The 16,027-nt window shown below is 51.0% G+C and carries 13 protein-coding genes; 9 read left to right on the top strand and 4 right to left on the bottom strand.

What is annotated here, in order from left to right:
- Window positions 1-278 precede the first annotated feature (278 nt).
- From acs to actP, 3 genes are all read left to right on the top strand, one after another.
- Window positions 279-2,237: an acetate--CoA ligase gene (gene acs / locus LC084_RS20310; RefSeq protein WP_226573421.1), complete on the top strand. Its 1,959-nt coding sequence runs from the start codon at window positions 279-281 to the stop codon at window positions 2,235-2,237.
- A 134-nt stretch (window positions 2,238-2,371) separates the two neighbouring features.
- Window positions 2,372-2,686, top strand: coding sequence for a DUF485 domain-containing protein (locus tag LC084_RS20315; protein ID WP_036103471.1), 315 nt, complete (start codon window positions 2,372-2,374; stop codon window positions 2,684-2,686).
- Window positions 2,680-4,335 (top strand): cation/acetate symporter ActP, encoded by a 1,656-nt coding sequence (actP, locus tag LC084_RS20320; RefSeq protein ID WP_226573470.1) that lies wholly within the window; start codon window positions 2,680-2,682, stop codon window positions 4,333-4,335. The genes LC084_RS20315 and actP overlap by 7 nt, the downstream gene beginning before the upstream one ends.
- 33 nt (window positions 4,336-4,368) lie before the next feature.
- On the opposite strand, the gene LC084_RS20325 is transcribed toward actP, so the two are convergent.
- Together LC084_RS20325 and LC084_RS20330 are read right to left on the bottom strand one after the other, a co-directional pair.
- Window positions 4,369-5,058, bottom strand: coding sequence for an LrgB family protein (locus LC084_RS20325; RefSeq protein WP_226573423.1), 690 nt, complete (start codon window positions 5,056-5,058; stop codon window positions 4,369-4,371).
- Window positions 5,051-5,476, bottom strand: coding sequence for a CidA/LrgA family protein (locus LC084_RS20330; RefSeq protein ID WP_226573425.1), 426 nt, complete (start codon window positions 5,474-5,476; stop codon window positions 5,051-5,053). Before LC084_RS20330 ends, LC084_RS20325 begins: the two co-directional genes overlap by 8 nt.
- A gap of 137 nt (window positions 5,477-5,613) precedes the next feature.
- Here LC084_RS20330 and LC084_RS20335 point away from each other — a divergent pair, with 137 nt between their 5' ends.
- Window positions 5,614-6,507, top strand: coding sequence for a LysR family transcriptional regulator (locus LC084_RS20335; RefSeq protein ID WP_226573427.1), 894 nt, complete (start codon window positions 5,614-5,616; stop codon window positions 6,505-6,507).
- A gap of 2 nt (window positions 6,508-6,509) precedes the next feature.
- Here LC084_RS20335 and LC084_RS20340 read toward each other — a convergent pair whose 3' ends face one another.
- Both LC084_RS20340 and LC084_RS20345 read right to left on the bottom strand, forming a co-directional pair.
- Window positions 6,510-8,156 (bottom strand): Na+/H+ antiporter, encoded by a 1,647-nt coding sequence (locus LC084_RS20340; protein WP_226573429.1) that lies wholly within the window; start codon window positions 8,154-8,156, stop codon window positions 6,510-6,512.
- 964 nt (window positions 8,157-9,120) lie between these two features.
- Window positions 9,121-10,071 (bottom strand): LacI family DNA-binding transcriptional regulator, encoded by a 951-nt coding sequence (locus tag LC084_RS20345; RefSeq protein WP_036108916.1) that lies wholly within the window; start codon window positions 10,069-10,071, stop codon window positions 9,121-9,123.
- Between the two features lie 293 nt (window positions 10,072-10,364).
- Here LC084_RS20345 and LC084_RS20350 point away from each other — a divergent pair, with 293 nt between their 5' ends.
- The 5 genes from LC084_RS20350 (at window position 10,365) to LC084_RS20370 (ending at window position 15,271) form a co-directional block, all read left to right on the top strand.
- Window positions 10,365-10,679, top strand: a complete 315-nt coding sequence (locus LC084_RS20350; protein WP_036108914.1) for a PTS sugar transporter subunit IIB — start codon at window positions 10,365-10,367, stop codon at window positions 10,677-10,679.
- Between the two features lie 13 nt (window positions 10,680-10,692).
- Window positions 10,693-12,018, top strand: coding sequence for a PTS sugar transporter subunit IIC (locus tag LC084_RS20355; RefSeq protein ID WP_226573432.1), 1,326 nt, complete (start codon window positions 10,693-10,695; stop codon window positions 12,016-12,018).
- A gap of 18 nt (window positions 12,019-12,036) precedes the next feature.
- Window positions 12,037-13,425 carry a glycoside hydrolase family 1 protein gene (locus LC084_RS20360; RefSeq protein WP_110026648.1) on the top strand — a complete coding sequence of 463 codons (1,389 nt, stop codon included), beginning with the start codon at window positions 12,037-12,039 and terminating at the stop codon, window positions 13,423-13,425.
- A 6-nt stretch (window positions 13,426-13,431) separates the two neighbouring features.
- Window positions 13,432-13,734, top strand: coding sequence for a PTS lactose/cellobiose transporter subunit IIA (locus tag LC084_RS20365; RefSeq protein ID WP_110026646.1), 303 nt, complete (start codon window positions 13,432-13,434; stop codon window positions 13,732-13,734).
- Window positions 13,735-13,894: 160 nt separating this feature from the next.
- Window positions 13,895-15,271: a carbohydrate porin gene (locus LC084_RS20370; RefSeq protein WP_226573434.1), complete on the top strand. Its 1,377-nt coding sequence runs from the start codon at window positions 13,895-13,897 to the stop codon at window positions 15,269-15,271.
- Window positions 15,272-16,027: the final 756 nt, after the last annotated feature.

Genomic DNA, 16,027 nt, shown 5'->3' on the forward strand with positions numbered 1-16,027 from the left:
TTGTTTAACCTATATGAAACTCATATGACTTCTTTCTGCTAGCAGACAAAATACTGAGTCAGAAGCGCTATTCACCTGTTCTCTCTTAATTTTTCGTTAATGTCCGCTAATACATTGCACGCCTTTTTCCGCTCTGCTTAAAAGAATGTTTGGTGTTTTATTAAACCTCTTTAAACATTGCGTGATCTCTCGCCCAAAAAGTAAACAAAGCCATCACCTCCACTTCAATTAACCTTTTCGCGACATATTATTAACATCAGGAAAGGAGAAAAAAAGCCATGAGCCAAATACACAAGCACCCAATTCCCGCAAATATTGCGGAACGCTGCCTGATAAATCCGGAACAATATGCGTCAATGTACCAACAATCATGCCAGGATCCTGATGCATTCTGGGGTGATCAGGGCAAGATCCTGGACTGGATCAAGCCGTATACCAAAGTAAAGAACACCTCGTTCGCACCGGGAAATATCTCGATTAAATGGTACGAAGATGGCACCCTCAACCTGGCCGCCAACTGCCTGGACCGCCACCTCGCCACACGCGGCGACCAGGTGGCCATCATTTGGGAAGGCGATGATGCCAGCCAAAGTAGCACGCTGACTTACCGTGAACTGCACCGTGAAGTTTGCCGTTTTGCCAATGTGTTAACTCAACAAGGTATCCGCAAAGGCGATGTGGTGGCGATTTATATGCCAATGGTGCCGGAAGCTGCCGTTGCCATGCTGGCCTGCGCCCGTGTCGGTGCCGTTCACTCTGTAATCTTTGGTGGATTCTCACCGGAAGCCGTTGCCGGGCGTATTGTGGATTCCAACGCAAAAATGGTGATTACCGCCGATGAAGGTATTCGCGCCGGGCGAGGCATTCCGCTGAAACAAAATGTCGATGAAGCCCTTGAGCACCCGGAAGTCACCACGATTGAGCATGTGATAACCCTTAAACGCACGGGTGGCGCAATTCAATGGCATGAAGGCCGTGATTTGTGGTGGCACGATTGTATGGCTGACGCCAGCGATGAACACCAGCCTGTTGAGATGGGCGCGGAAGACCCGCTGTTTATCCTCTATACCTCTGGCTCAACCGGTAAGCCAAAAGGTGTGCTGCATACCACAGGGGGCTACCTGGTTTATGCCGCCACCACATTTAAATATGTGTTTGATTACCACGATGGCGACATTTACTGGTGCACCGCCGATGTGGGCTGGGTAACCGGGCACAGCTACCTGCTCTATGGGCCACTAGCCTGTGGCGCAACCACGCTGGTGTTTGAAGGCGTACCGAACTGGCCGAAGCCGAACCGTATGGCACAAGTGGTAGATAAGCATAAGGTCAACATCCTGTATACCGCGCCAACCGCAATTCGTGCCCTGATGGCAGAAGGCGATAGCGCCATAGAAGGTACGGACCGTTCGTCATTGCGTATTCTGGGGTCAGTGGGCGAACCTATTAACCCGGAAGCCTGGGAGTGGTACTGGAAAAAAATCGGTAATGAAAACTGCCCGGTGATGGACACCTGGTGGCAGACAGAAACCGGCGGCTTCATGATTACCCCGTTACCCGGCGCAACTGAATTGAAAGCAGGCTCCGCCACCCGGCCCTTCTTTGGTGTACAACCGGCGCTGGTTGATAACGAAGGTAACCCTCAGGAAGGCGCAACGGAAGGTAACCTGGTTATTACGGACTCCTGGCCTGGCCAGGCGCGCACACTGTTTGGCGACCACGCCCGTTTTGAACAAACCTATTTCTCCACCTTCAAAAACCGCTATTTCAGTGGCGACGGCGCACGCCGCGATGAAGACGGTTACTACTGGATAACCGGCCGTGTGGACGATGTACTGAATGTCTCCGGACACCGCCTGGGCACGGCAGAGATTGAGTCTGCACTGGTTTCTCACCCACTGATTGCTGAAGCGGCTGTAGTCGGGATCCCTCATAGTATTAAGGGCCAGGCTATTTATGCCTACGTTACCCTGATTCATGGCGAAGAACCCACACCAGCACTGTATACCGAAGTACGCAACTGGGTACGCAAAGAGATTGGGCCACTGGCAACGCCAGATGTGTTGCACTGGACTGATGCCCTGCCGAAGACCCGCTCCGGGAAAATCATGCGCCGTATTCTGCGCAAAATCGCCGCCGGTGATACCAGCAACTTTGGTGATACCTCAACCCTGGCGGACCCAGGTGTTGTGGAAAAATTACTGGAGGAAAAACAAGCAATCAAAATGCCGTCTTAAGACGGCACGATACCGCCCTGCATACCTGCATATAGGTGCAGGGCGAATCAGTGATGTGCGTAATCTGCGCGCTAAAAGCCATAACTAAACCTACCCTACAACAAAAAATTGACCTTACCTCTGGAGATGCCGCGATGAATGATACCGTTTATCAGCAGGTACAAGATAACCCGCATTTCAGGGAGTTAGTACACAAAAGGCAAAGGTTTGCCGCCCTCCTGACCGCTATTATGTTGGTGGTTTATTTTGGTTTTATCATGCTTATCGCCTTTGCGCCCGACTGGCTGGGAACCCCGCTGGGGCCAGACACTAACGTTACCCGCGGTATCCCCGTTGGTATTGGCATTATCGTGCTGTCGTTTGTGCTGACAGGCGTGTATGTCTGGCGGGCAAATGGCGAATTTGACCGACTCACGAAGGCCATTATCAGCGAGGTAAAACCATCATGATGCGTTTGTTGACCACGTTACTTTTGATGGGGTTGCCACTGGCCGGACAGTGTGCGGATGCCATCACCGGGGAAGTTAAACGCCAGCCAACAAACTGGCAGGCAATTGTTATGTTCGTGATTTTTGTCGTGCTGACTCTCGGAATAACCTGGTGGGCTTCCCGCCGGACCCGTTCCAGAAGCGACTACTACACCGCTGGCGGGAATATCACCGGCTTCCAGAATGGCCTGGCGATTGCCGGTGACTTTATGTCAGCAGCGTCTTTTCTGGGGATTTCCGCGCTGGTGTATACCTCTGGCTACGATGGCCTTATCTATTCCTTAGGCTTTCTGGTCGGCTGGCCGATTATTCTGTTCCTGATTGCCGAACGCCTGCGTAATCTCGGCCGCTATACCTTTGCAGATGTGGCTTCCTACCGCCTGAAACAACGCCCCATTCGTACTTTGTCGGCCTGTGGTTCACTGGTGGTGGTTGCGTTGTACCTGATTGCACAGATGGTTGGTGCCGGTAAGCTTATCCAGCTGTTATTTGGCCTGAACTACCATGTTGCAGTGGTTATGGTAGGTGTATTGATGGTGATGTACGTGCTGTTTGGCGGCATGCTCGCCACCACCTGGGTACAAATCATCAAGGCCGTGCTGCTGCTGTTTGGTGCCAGCTTTATGGCGATTATGGTCATGAAACATGCCGGGTTCAGTTTTAATAACCTGTTTACCGAAGCGATGTCGGTGCACCCTAAAGGTGGCGCGATTATGCGGCCTGGCGGGTTAGTGAGTGACCCAATATCCGCTCTTTCGCTGGGCCTTGGCCTGATGTTCGGTACTGCCGGGTTGCCACATATATTGATGCGTTTCTTCACAGTAACCGATGCCCGTGAAGCACGTAAGAGTGTGCTTTATGCTACTGGTTTTATGGGGTATTTCTACTTCCTGACCTTTATCATCGGCTTTGGTGCCATCATGCTGGTGGGTGCAAACCCGGCGTTTAAAGATGCCGCTGGGGCGCTGATTGGCGGTAATAACATGGCGGCAGTTCACCTTGCGGATGCCGTCGGCGGGAACTTGTTCCTGGGCTTTATCTCTGCGGTAGCGTTTGCCACCATTCTGGCGGTAGTTGCCGGGCTGACTCTGGCGGGTGCATCAGCGGTTTCACATGACTTGTATGCCAACGTTATCCGCAAAGGTGCAACAGAACGCCAGGAGTTAAAAGTCTCCAAAATTACTGTTTTGGTACTGGGTGTGGTGGCGATTCTGCTGGGGATTTTGTTTGAGAAACAGAACATTGCCTTTATGGTGGGGCTGGCCTTCTCCATTGCCGCCAGTTGTAACTTCCCGATTATTCTGCTGTCGATGTATTGGTCCAAACTGACCACTCGTGGCGCAATGATTGGCGGCTGGTTAGGCTTGCTCACCGCAGTGGTGTTAATGATTCTCGGCCCAACCATTTGGGTGAAAATCCTTGGCCACGCCACAGCGATATTCCCTTACGAATACCCGGCACTGTTCTCCATGCTGGCGGCCTTCATCGGTGTCTGGTTCTTCTCAATTACCGATACCAGTGAAGCCGGTAAACAGGAACGTTCGTTGTTCCAGGCGCAGTTTATCCGTTCACAAACCGGTATCGGTATTGAGCAGGGTAAATCTCACTAATGGCTCTTTCTCCCCCGGTTCGCTGGGGGAGTATCAAAACATCGCCCAGCGAATTACGGGAGCCGCCAGCACCATAATTATCCCCGACAACATCATTACCAGGCTGGATACCATGCCTTCCTGTGGCCCCAGTTCATAAGAGCGTGCAGTTCCGGCACCATGAGAAGCGGCACCAAACCCGGCCCCTTTTGCCATCCCTTCACGAATTGCCAGGCGCAAAAACAGCACATCACCAATTGCCATACCAAACACGCCGGTTATCACGACAAACAACGCGACTAAATCGGGTTGCCCACCAATTGGTTTGGCTGCAGCCAGTGCAAACGGCGTGGTTACCGAGCGCACCGCCAGGCTGCGCTGCACTTCATCGGGTAGTGTCAGCAAACGCGCCAACCAGACGGAACTGGTGACGGCTACCAGCGTTGCTGTGATTACCCCCGCTGAAAGCGACATCCAGTGGCGTTTTATCAATGCGCGGTTTTCATAGACCGGCACAGCGAACGCCATGGTCGATGGGCCTAAAAACCACAGTAGCCAGTGGGTTTCCAGCATATAACGTTGATAAGAAATATGCCCGACAACCAGTATTGCCACCAGTAATACCGGCGTCATCACCAACGGCATCAACGGTAATTTATGCCATTTGCGATACAGGCGTTTATTCGCCATATAGAGTACAACTGTCGCCACCAGGCATAACAAACTGAAGGCGATGTCATTCATCCTGAACCTGCCTGCGTGACATGCGAGCCACTTCAAAGCGGTAGACTTTCTCCACCACCCAGGCCGTAGCAGCAAGAACCATCACGGTACTGAGCATGATAACCAGCACAATACGCCAGCCTTCCGCCATCAATAACTGGGTGTAATTCACCACGGCCACAACAGCGGGAACAAAAAACAGCAACATTTCGGCCAGTAACCAGCGAGCCCCGGCGCGCACCCAACTGAGCGGCAACAACCGGGTCACTATCAATCCCAGCAACAACAACATACCCACCAGATTGGCAGGTAGCGGCAAACGCCACCACTGAACCAAATATTCCGCCAGTACAAATAAACCCGCATACAACACGACCTGAACCGGAACCTGCAGGCGTTGTAGCATGCCCGGTGCCAGTGTTCGTAATGCAATGGCCATAGCCAGGATATCCTGAAATTATCAACAAAGAAGGCGCAGTATAAGAAAGCGCGAAAAATTCCAGAAATGAATTAAAATTATCGGAATCATTGTTAAATGGCATAGTTTATTAAATGGCATAGTTTGGGAGAGCAGGCATGGATATACGCATGTTGCGTTATTTTATTGAAGTGGTACGCCAGCAAAGCTTTACCCGTGCTGCCGAGAACTTATTTGTTACCCAGCCCACCATCAGCAAAATGCTGCGCAATCTCGAAGATGAATTAGGTACCACGCTGCTGATTCGCCAGGGGCGTAAATTGTCGCTCACTGATACCGGGCAAGCCGTGTATGACAAAGGCCGGGTGATTCTGGATAACGTACAACAACTGCATTCAGAGCTGAGTGATATTCGCCAGCTAAACCACGGTACTTTGCACCTTGGGATCCCGCCAATGGTGGGGATGATTATGGCCTCTCCCATTGCCCACTTTCGCCAAAAATACCCAGGAGTAGAGTTAAAAATCTCCGAATTTGGTGGGCTGAAAGTGCAACAGGCAGTACAAAATGGCGATCTGGATGTCGCTGTAACGGCGCTACCTGTTGAAGATGAACAGCATTTCACTACGTTGCATGTGGCACAACACCCTTTGTGTGTAGTGGTTCCCAAAGGTTCTGAATGGGCGGATATGAGCACCATTTCCCCAGCCCAACTGGCCGATGTACCGTTGCTGATTTATAACGAGGATTTTTCCCTTAGCCGCCAGCTGATGCAGATGTTTTCCAGGTTAGGTATCACCCCAAGAATTGCGGTGCGTAGTGGGCAGTGGGATTTTCTGGCTGCTATGGTGCAAGCCCAGGTGGGGCTGGCTATTTTGCCCGAACCCATTTGCCAAAAACTGGATTCGGGCTTGTTATGCTGGCGGCCACTGGACAGTGAACTGCACTGGGCGCTGGGGATGATTTGGCGTAACGAAGGCTACCTTTCCCACAGTGCTCAAGCCTGGATAACGTGCTGCAAGAATCACTGGCCGCCATCAGACAGCCTGTAACGTTAGCTACGCTCAATCAGCAATGTTTCCAGCAGATCGAGGTCATGGACCATTTTTAGTAGGGTTTCATTACTGATCTGTTTAGTCGCCCGCAGGTGGTAAAGTTCTGCCCGTTCAGAGCGCAATGCAGTAAGGCGCAAGCGCCGCTCAAGGTTTTCTTCCTGTGCTGTGCTTGTGTCATCACTGCGGCCACCGGCCCTGCGCCGCAGGTTGCCGATAACTCTGGAGCTTACTTCCCGGATAACTTCGTCATCGATATTCTCTTTGCTATCTGCCGCCAGCCTTTCCGCCATTTTCTGCACAGTTACAATAGCCACCTCGGCCGTTGCAGACCGGGCAATACGTTCTTCACGGGAAATCAGCGCATGGTCTGTAACGGTGATGTGGCGCAGTAATAATGGCAACATCACCACCCCAACGACCAACGAGAAAAGAATCACGCCAGCGGAAATAAACACCATTTCATAACGTGCCGGGAACAGTGAGCCATCTTTGAGAAACAGAGGGATAGCAAGAACACCAGCCAGAGTCAGCGCCCCACGGACACCAGCAAAAGCGGCGATAGATAACTCGCGGGTACTCCAGTCAGAAAATGACATGGGGTTATTTTTCAAAAAGCGCAAACTGAACCGTTTCATCACCCACAGCCAGATAAAGCGCACGGCTATCAGGGCGATATAAATCACCACGATATCAGCAAACAGCATCCACACTTCCACGTTCGGGTCGGCACTGGCCGTTGCCAGAGACGTTTCCATAATGCCCGGTAACTGCAGCCCTAACAGTAAGAAGACCATGCCATTAAACACAAACTCCAGCATGGCCCAGACACTGTTCGCCCGCAGTCGCATCGCCAGTGGCGCAGTACGCATCACACCGGAACGGGTTATCGTCATCCCGGCAGCCACCGCCGCGAGGATACCTGAAACACCGAAATGCTCGGCAATGAGATAGGAGGCAAACGGCAGCAGGAAAAGCAGCAAAATTTGCGTTGCCGGTTCATCACCGCTCCAGCGGCTCATCAGACGCAGTGAACGGCCATACACCAGGCTGACAATAATCCCGGCGGCCAGCCCGCCAATGGCAACTTTCAAGAACTCAACGGTCGCACCGCCCACGGTGAACACCATTGTTCCCATCACCACCGCGACAGCAAATTTCAGTGAGACCAGGCCGGAAGCGTCGTTCATCAGCGCTTCCCCTTGCAGGATCCCCATAATTTTTTTCGGAATGCGCCCTTCACCAACAATTCCCGACAACGCCACGGCATCGGTAGGCGAAAGCACGGCAGCCAGCGCAAACGCCGGAACCAAAGGAATACCCGGCACCAGCCAGTAGATCAGGAAACCGATACCCGCTACCGTTATCAGCACCAACACCAGCGCGAGACCAATAATTTCTCGGCCATGTTGTAAGAACTCCGAGGTCGGCGTTTTCCAGCCATCAGCAAACAGCAGTGGCGGGATAAACAGCACTAGAAACAGCTCCGGGTTGAAATCCACATGCAGGCCAAACTGCGGCCAGGCAAACAACGCGCCCAACGCGATTTGCATTAAAGGTAACGGAACCCGAAACGGCAACATGCGTGTCACCATCCCGGAAACGGAGACCAGTAAGGTCATAATGAGAATCGTGAAGAAAATTTCCATGTTTTCCTGCGATGTATAATTGCGGGTGATTGTTATGTTAGAAGAGTGGTACAACCTGATAGTAAAGTAATTTTTACCGAGTTGAAAATCAAAGCACGTGGGATGGGTTTAGCACAGAACGTAAAATCGAGAACGTTTACTGCACTGGCAGCAGGTTCAGTGAAGGTAACCCGAACCACATTCTGCCAGCACGGCACCTGTTGCAAGCCGTATCCGTCACAACACTAATCTGCCAGCACAGCGCCAGTTGCGCGCCGTGTCAGCCACACAGGTTTCACTCACCAGCTGCGCCCGGCGCACGCAGGGGGCCCGGCCCCCCTGCACCCCCGTGGGTGGCTGGCAAAATCGCCGCTTCGCGGACATTCGGCTTACCCTGGCAGGCTCATCGGGTACCGCTCCGAGTCGGCCTCCTGCCTCCCGTCGCTCTGCCTGCGTCCTGCAGGCAGCCCCGGCCCGCCAGGCACGCCTCAACGATTTCGAGGCCACTAACCCCCGCGCCTGTAAGCCTTAAGCAAAACACAAAGAAAACATACCGAATGCCTTACCCACAGCCACACCGAACAGCACAAGCATTCCCGCACCTGCAGCGCTGGCTGAGTCGCGTAAAACCGGTGAACCGGAGAAAGGAAGACAAGGTTATTCCGCCCGGATGGCGGAATAAGGCGAACCGAGGCAGGGATGCCGAGTCGAGCCGGCCGCAGGCTGACTGCCCGGAGGTGAACGCAGTGCGCAGCACCGGTTGCCCGCGAAAAACCGGATTGTTAAGGGGCGGGCCCCTTAACACGTTCACAGGCTGTGAAGCCACATTGACCACATCACTTGAAGTGAACGGAAACAACCACACTGCAAGCGAATGGAACAGTCACACCAGCCCGAGTGAACGGAACTTTCACCACACTGGAAGTGAATGGAAACAGCGACACATTACACTAAGCAAAGTGAACCGCCCCCACCACACTTACTCTCATCGCTTACGCATATCCGGAATAATCAAATCGCCACGGAGCACACACCCCCCCAGCATTTGCGTTTTTTCATCCAGCCAGGCCACAATCCTTGCCGCCATCGCATCCATCGAATATTCAATTGCAGGAATTGTCGGTATCCCCGGCAAATTCAGTGAACCCGCAAGGCTGAAAACCATAACATCCCCAGGCACGGATTTATTAAACGCCTGCAATTGCGGAATCACTCGCTGGGCTTCCAGCTCATTAGCAACCAATAATGCATTGAAATTAAAAGTGCTGGCATTGTTAAGCAGTTCCTGCAATGCAACAGAAGACGAGGAAGAGCCCATAAATACCAGGTTGCGATTAAACGGCAGGAAGTTTTTCTCCAGTGCCTGCTTATAACCAAGCAACACTTGTTCGGCAAAACCACTACTGAGCGGATGGATCAATGCTATCTGGTGGCGCCCCTGACTTGCCAGGTAGTTGCAGGCGGTTTCCGCCGCAAAGGCATGATCAAACTGAATATTGTTCCCATTATCTTGATCCATGCAATCAACCATGATGACGTTTTCCTGGTCGATATTCAGTGCAAAACGCGCACCGATAATCAGAATGTCATCACACAGACCACAAGAAAGCTCATTGAGCGCGCGCAGTACTTCCGCTTTCGTATTAGCAAATCGCAGCAACAAATGTTTTTGGTGGTCGCTGAGCTGCTTTTCCAGCGCATAGAGATAATCGGTGGTCTGATGAATGTTATCCTGAGCACAAATCACACCGATGCAGCCAGTGGACTGGCTCAACAACGACTGTGCAATTACGTTGGGCCGGTAGTTCAGCTCATCAACTGCTTTTAGTACAGCCTGGCGGCTCTCTTCCTTTACACCGCGCGAACCACTCAACACCCGTGACACTGTGGCTTTAGACACCCCGGCCAGACGCGATACATCGTTGATTGTAGACATCGTTCTCCCCTGACAAGTCTCACATAATCCCTGTAATCCTGAATGCGGCAATAATTCACCGTGCCACTTTTTTCAGTATATCGGTTTCCGTTTTTCATGGAAACCGATTTTCCAAACACACGCTTATTGCCGCATAAATAGTCAAAATTCGTGATGCAAATCCGATTAATCGCCCTATTAATTAGTAGAAATTGATAACTATCACACTTCCTTACCATACAAATGGAAACCGGTTTCCATATGATATCCAATCATGAGCGAAACAACTTTCTGTCTTTGGAGGATGGTCGTCAATGTTCAAGATTATGCTGTGCTGCTCTGCCGGGATGTCCACCAGTCTTCTGGTGAGGAAAATGGTTGAGGTGGCGGAAGAAAGAAATTTGCCAGTCAAGATTGATGCATATGGTGTTTCCGAGTTTGACACTCAGTTTCCACAATATCAGGTAGTGCTTCTCGGGCCACAAGTAAAATATATGTTGAAGACACTCTCTGATAAGGCCGCTACTCAGGGCATTCCGGTGCAAGCCATCGATATGATGGATTACGGTATGCAGCGTGGCGATAAGGTACTGGATTATGCTCTGTCGCTCATCGACGCGACTCACTAAGTAAGGTGAACTCATGAGTTCGTTATATCAGTCAATGATTGCCTTTATTGAGCAATCTCTCACTCCTCTGGCGGGGAAACTCGGGCAGCAAAAATACATTATCGCGATTCGTGATGGTTTTACTGCCGCGCTACCCTTTATGATAATCGGCTCGTTTATGCTGGTATTTATCTTTCCACCCTTTTCGGCTGATACCACTAATTCGTTTGCCCGTGGCTGGCTGGATTTTTCCCAGACATACCGCGAGCAGCTGATGTTACCGTTTAACCTCAGCATGGGTGTGATGACATTCTTTATCTCTGTTGGCATTGGAGCCAGTCTTGGCCGCCAGTTCAACCTTGACCCAGTAATGTCAGGCCTGCTGGCATTTATGGCATTCCTGCTGGTCGCAGCGCCGTATGCAGACGGTAAAATTTCCACTCAGTACTTATCCGGACAAGGGATTTTCACCGCCCTGATTACCGCCATCTACTCCACCCGAGTCTATGCATGGCTGAAGCAGAATAATGTGACGATTCGCCTGCCAAAAGAAGTGCCAACCGGCGTGGCACGTTCATTTGAAATACTGATTCCGGTTCTGGTGGTCATTGCCACATTGCACCCACTGAACTTGTTTATTGAAGCGCAAACCGGAATGATTATTCCGCAGGCGATTATGCACTTACTGGAACCACTGGTTTCCGCGTCCGACTCCTTACCTGCAATTCTGCTCTCCGTACTACTGTGCCAAATATTCTGGTTCGCGGGCATTCACGGTTCACTGATTGTCACTGGCATCATGAACCCATTTTGGATGGCTAACCTGTCGGCAAACCAGGCTGCACTGGCTGCAGGCGTAGCTCTGCCACATGTTTACCTGCAAGGCTTCTGGGATCATTACCTGTTGATTGGCGGCGTGGGTTCCACCTTACCACTGGCCTTTCTGTTGTTGCGCAGCCGCACCACACATCTGCGTACCATCGGCAAAATGGGCATAGTACCCAGCTTCTTTAACATCAACGAACCTATCCTGTTCGGTGCCCCCATCATCATGAACCCGATGCTGTTTATCCCTTTCGTCTGCGTGCCGCTGGTTAACGCCGTACTGGCGTATACCGCAACCCGGCTGGGCTGGCTGGAACAGGTGGTGTCACTCACCCCCTGGACCACACCTGCACCAATCGGTGCGTCGTGGGCGGCTAACTGGGCGCTCAGCCCGGTGATTATGTGCCTTATCTGTATGGTAGTTTCTGCTCTGATTTACCTTCCGTTTCTGCGCGCGTATGAGCGCTCTTTAATGAAAACAGAAGAGCAGAAAACACAGGCGAGAGTAGGTGCAGCAGAAACTATCAGCAACTAAGACGAAGAGGTAAGAATAATGAAATATGTATTCCCCGAAAATTTCTGGTGGGGCAGCGCCAGCTCCGCACTACAAAGTGAAGGCGAAGGTTATTACACCAGTAGAGGGGAGACCACATGGGATCACTGGTTTGCCAGCCAACCTAACCGGTTCCATCAGGAAACAGGGCCTCAGGATACGTCCCAATTTTACCGTCACTGGCAAGACGACATTCAGTTACTGAAGCAGCTTAATCACAACAGTTTTCGTACATCTTTAAGCTGGGCACGTCTTATCCCGAATGGCATTGGTGAAGTTAACCCCGAAGCAGTTGCCTTCTATAACCAGGTTATTAACGAGTTAATTGAACAGGGCATTACACCTTTTATTACTCTGTTCCACTTCGATATGCCGATGGCAATGCAGGAAATGGGGGGATGGGAAAACCGCGAAGTTGTCGATGCCTATGCCCGCTACGCAAAAATCTGCTTTGAGCTTTTTGGGGACCGTGTTCTGCACTGGTTTACCTTCAACGAGCCCATTGTGCCAGTGGAAGGTGGATATCTGTATGATTTCCATTATCCGAATGTCGTTGATTTCCGCCGTGCTGCAACGGTGGCATATAACACCGTACTGGCACATGCTAAAGCGGTTCAGGCATTCCGGGCAGGGCATTATGCGGGGGAAATCGGTATCGTTCTGAATCTTACGCCATCTTATCCGCGCTCACAAAATCCGGAGGACCGAAAAGCAGCACATCATGCGGATTTACTGTTTAACCGCAGCTTTCTCGACCCGGTACTGCGAGGCAAATACCCTGCAGACCTGGTGACGTTACTCAAAGACTACGACCAGTTACCAAAATGCCAGGCGGAAGACAGCAGCACTATTGCTGAAGGAACGATCGACCTGCTGGGTATTAACTATTACCAGCCACGCCGTGTGAAATGCCGCGATAGCATTGTGAACCCATTAACGCCGTTTATGCCGGAATGGTTATTTGATAATTACGAAATGCCGGGGCGAAAAATGAATCCGTATCGTGGATGGGAAATCTATGAGCCTGGCATTTACGATATTTTAGTCAATCTGCGTGATAATTATGGTAACCCACGATGTTTTATTTCAGAAAATGGCATGGGTGTTGAAAACGAACAACGCTTTATTGAAAATGGGAAAATTAACGACCAATACCGCATCGATTTTATTTCTGGCCACCTTAAGTGGTTACACAAAGGAATTAGCGAAGGTTGTAATTGCCTTGGTTACCATATGTGGACATTTATTGATAACTGGTCGTGGTGCAATGCATATAAAAATCGCTACGGTTTTATACAACTGGATTTAGCCACACAAAAACGCACTATCAAGAAAAGTGGCGAATGGTTCGCCATTACCGCTATTAATAATGGTTTCGATGAGGAGTAATTAATCATGGTTGAATTAGAAGATGCTGTAATGGAAATAATCACCAACGCAGGCCAGTCCCGGAGTTTGTGTTTCGAAGCCCTGCATGCTGCACGCTCTGGTGACTTTGACGAAGCCAAAAAACTGTTACATGAAGCCGATGGCTATGCCCGCCGGGCGCATCATATGCAAACTAAATTGATAGAACAGGATGCAGGAGAAGGCCGCCAACCGATGACATTAATTATGGTTCACGCGCAGGACCACTTAATGAATTCACTATTGGCTCGTGAATTATCTGAAGAGATCATTCACCTTTACCAGCGTTAATAGCCACAACATTTATCATGGGGAATTTATTCCGGTAATATTTTAACACTCTGTACCTCTAAGTCCATTTCTGAATACTGATGCCAGATAAACAATCTGCCATACCAGTACAGGATGGTTATTGCCAAAATAATAATTTAATATAATGAGATAGCTACAAATGAAAATGAAAAAACTTCCACTAATAATGGCAGTTACGGTCGCATTTTGCCCAATATCCGTACTTGCACAAGAATTTACTCAAGAACAAATAGACGCCATAGTAGCCAGGGCTGTTGATAAAGCACTGGCAGATCGGCAGGCAAAAATAGATGCCGCAACCGCCAAAAAGGCTGATGTTATCACCGAGCCACAAAGTGCTGCCCAGTCGCCTGATATGGCGATTCCGTTTGGCGTGAAATTTACGGGTTATGCCCGCTATGGTGCGCATTTTCAGTCTGGCGACCAGAAATATGTTGGTGTGGATGGCTCCTATAATGGTGCATCGGCCATTGGGCGTCTTGGTAATGAAGGTAATGGGGGTGAATTCCAGCTTTCCAAAGCATTTAAAGGTGATAACGGAGCCATATGGGACATTAACGTCATGTTTGACCATTGGGGCGACGAAGTTAACCTGAAAAAAGCTTATGCAGGGGTAACTAACCTGCTGGACTCTAACCCGAACGCCTACTTCTGGGCGGGCCGCGATTTCCATCAGCGGCCACAACAAGGTATCAATGACTATTTCTGGATGAACCACGACGGCCAGGGTGCCGGGGTGAAAAACTTTGATATTAGTGGTGTTCAGTTTGATGTCGCGGCCGTGGCTGCGGTGGAATCCTGTAGCCCGGAAGTTATGGAAGATGAAACTAACCCGTCTCGTATTACCTGTACTGGTGGCTCCGGCACTGGCGATAAAGGCAACTACGCACTGACATCCAAAATACACGGTATGAAAGTTGGCCCACTGGATCTGGAGCTGTATGCCAACTATGGGTTTGATTCCAAAGCTATCGATAGCGACGACCGGATGAGTGCCTGGCAAGGTGGCGTGGTGCTGAGCCACACCAATGACAGCGGCGTGAATAAAATTATCGCCCGTTACTCTGATAACTCCGATAACAGCGTGTTCAACAAAACGGATGGCCTGACTGCTGTTTATGCCAGCTTCGAAGGCCTGCACAAGTTCTCACAGCGCGCACAGGTCGAATATCTGCTGGCGTTTCATGACTACGACAATAAAACAGACAATACTGACAACCGTAAGAACTATGGTGCAATCATTCGCCCAATGTACTGGTGGAACGATGTCCACTCCACCTGGCTGGAAGCAGGTTATCAGCAAGTCAGGTATGATCAGGGTGGTACTAACAAAGGCTGGAAACTGACACTCTCGCAAAATATTTCTATCGCGATGGGGCCGGAATTCCGCCCGATGTTGCGCTTCTACGTGACGGGTGGCCAGGTAGATAACCAACGTACTGCGCACGTTAACGGTACGGATGACCAGACACTCGATGATTTCAACGTTGGCGCAATGTGGGAAGCCTGGTTCTAATGTTTTGCACGGCTCCCGCAGTTCACAATCTGCGGGAGTACCTGTCGTGGTGAACGGAACTTTCACCGCAGTAACAGTCATCTGCCAGCACGGCGCCAGTTGCGCGCCGTGTCCATCACACTGTTTTCTCTCAGCAAAAAACATCAAAAAGACAGACCAGACACAGAACATACCGCCACACCACACAGCACAAAAATCCCCGTCACTTGCAGCGAGGGCCTGTTCGCGTAAGACCGGTGAACCGGAGAAAGGAAGACAAGGTTATTCCGCCCGGATGGCGGAATAAGGCGAACCGAGGCAGGGATGCCGAGTCGAGCCGGCCGCAGGCTGACTGCCCGGAGGTGAACGCAGTGCGCAGCACCGGTTGCCCGCGAAAAACCGGATTGTTAAGGGGCGGGCCCCTTAACACGTTCACAGGCTGTGAAGCCACATTGACCACATCACTTGAAGTGAACGGAACTTTCACCGAACCAGCATCAGCGCAAAGTGAACGGAATTTTCACCAAACCGGCCTCAGTGCAAAGTGAACGGTACTCCGCCACAGTAAAATGATCTGCCAGCACAGAGCAAATTGCGCGCCGTGTCAGCAACACCAGTTTCACTCACCGCCAGCGCCCGGCGCACGCAGGTGGGCCGTCCCCCCTGCACCCCCGTTGGTGGCTGGCAAAATCGCCGCTTCGCGGACATTCGGCTTACCCCGGCAGGCTTTTCGGGTACCGCTCCGAGTCGGCTTCCTGCCTCCCGTCGCTCTGCCTG

It is taken from the genome of Mangrovibacter yixingensis (assembly GCF_020523985.1).
Lineage (GTDB): Bacteria > Pseudomonadota > Gammaproteobacteria > Enterobacterales > Enterobacteriaceae > Mangrovibacter > Mangrovibacter yixingensis.

Bases quoted from the DNA above. Each gene is read 5' to 3' on its own strand.
- LC084_RS20365 (WP_110026646.1), top strand. From the start codon at position 13,432: ATGGTTGAATTAGAAGATGCTGTAATGGAAATAATCACCAACGCAGGC.
- LC084_RS20340 (WP_226573429.1), bottom strand. From the start codon at position 8,156: ATGGAAATTTTCTTCACGATTCTCATTATGACCTTACTGGTCTCCGTT.
- LC084_RS20330 (WP_226573425.1), bottom strand. From the start codon at position 5,476: ATGGCCATTGCATTACGAACACTGGCACCGGGCATGCTACAACGCCTG.
- LC084_RS20335 (WP_226573427.1), top strand. From the start codon at position 5,614: ATGGATATACGCATGTTGCGTTATTTTATTGAAGTGGTACGCCAGCAA.
- LC084_RS20350 (WP_036108914.1), top strand. From the start codon at position 10,365: ATGTTCAAGATTATGCTGTGCTGCTCTGCCGGGATGTCCACCAGTCTT.
- LC084_RS20315 (WP_036103471.1), top strand. From the start codon at position 2,372: ATGAATGATACCGTTTATCAGCAGGTACAAGATAACCCGCATTTCAGG.
- LC084_RS20345 (WP_036108916.1), bottom strand. From the start codon at position 10,071: ATGTCTACAATCAACGATGTATCGCGTCTGGCCGGGGTGTCTAAAGCC.
- acs (WP_226573421.1), top strand. From the start codon at position 279: ATGAGCCAAATACACAAGCACCCAATTCCCGCAAATATTGCGGAACGC.
- LC084_RS20325 (WP_226573423.1), bottom strand. From the start codon at position 5,058: ATGAATGACATCGCCTTCAGTTTGTTATGCCTGGTGGCGACAGTTGTA.
- LC084_RS20360 (WP_110026648.1), top strand. From the start codon at position 12,037: ATGAAATATGTATTCCCCGAAAATTTCTGGTGGGGCAGCGCCAGCTCC.
- LC084_RS20355 (WP_226573432.1), top strand. From the start codon at position 10,693: ATGAGTTCGTTATATCAGTCAATGATTGCCTTTATTGAGCAATCTCTC.
- LC084_RS20370 (WP_226573434.1), top strand. From the start codon at position 13,895: ATGAAAATGAAAAAACTTCCACTAATAATGGCAGTTACGGTCGCATTT.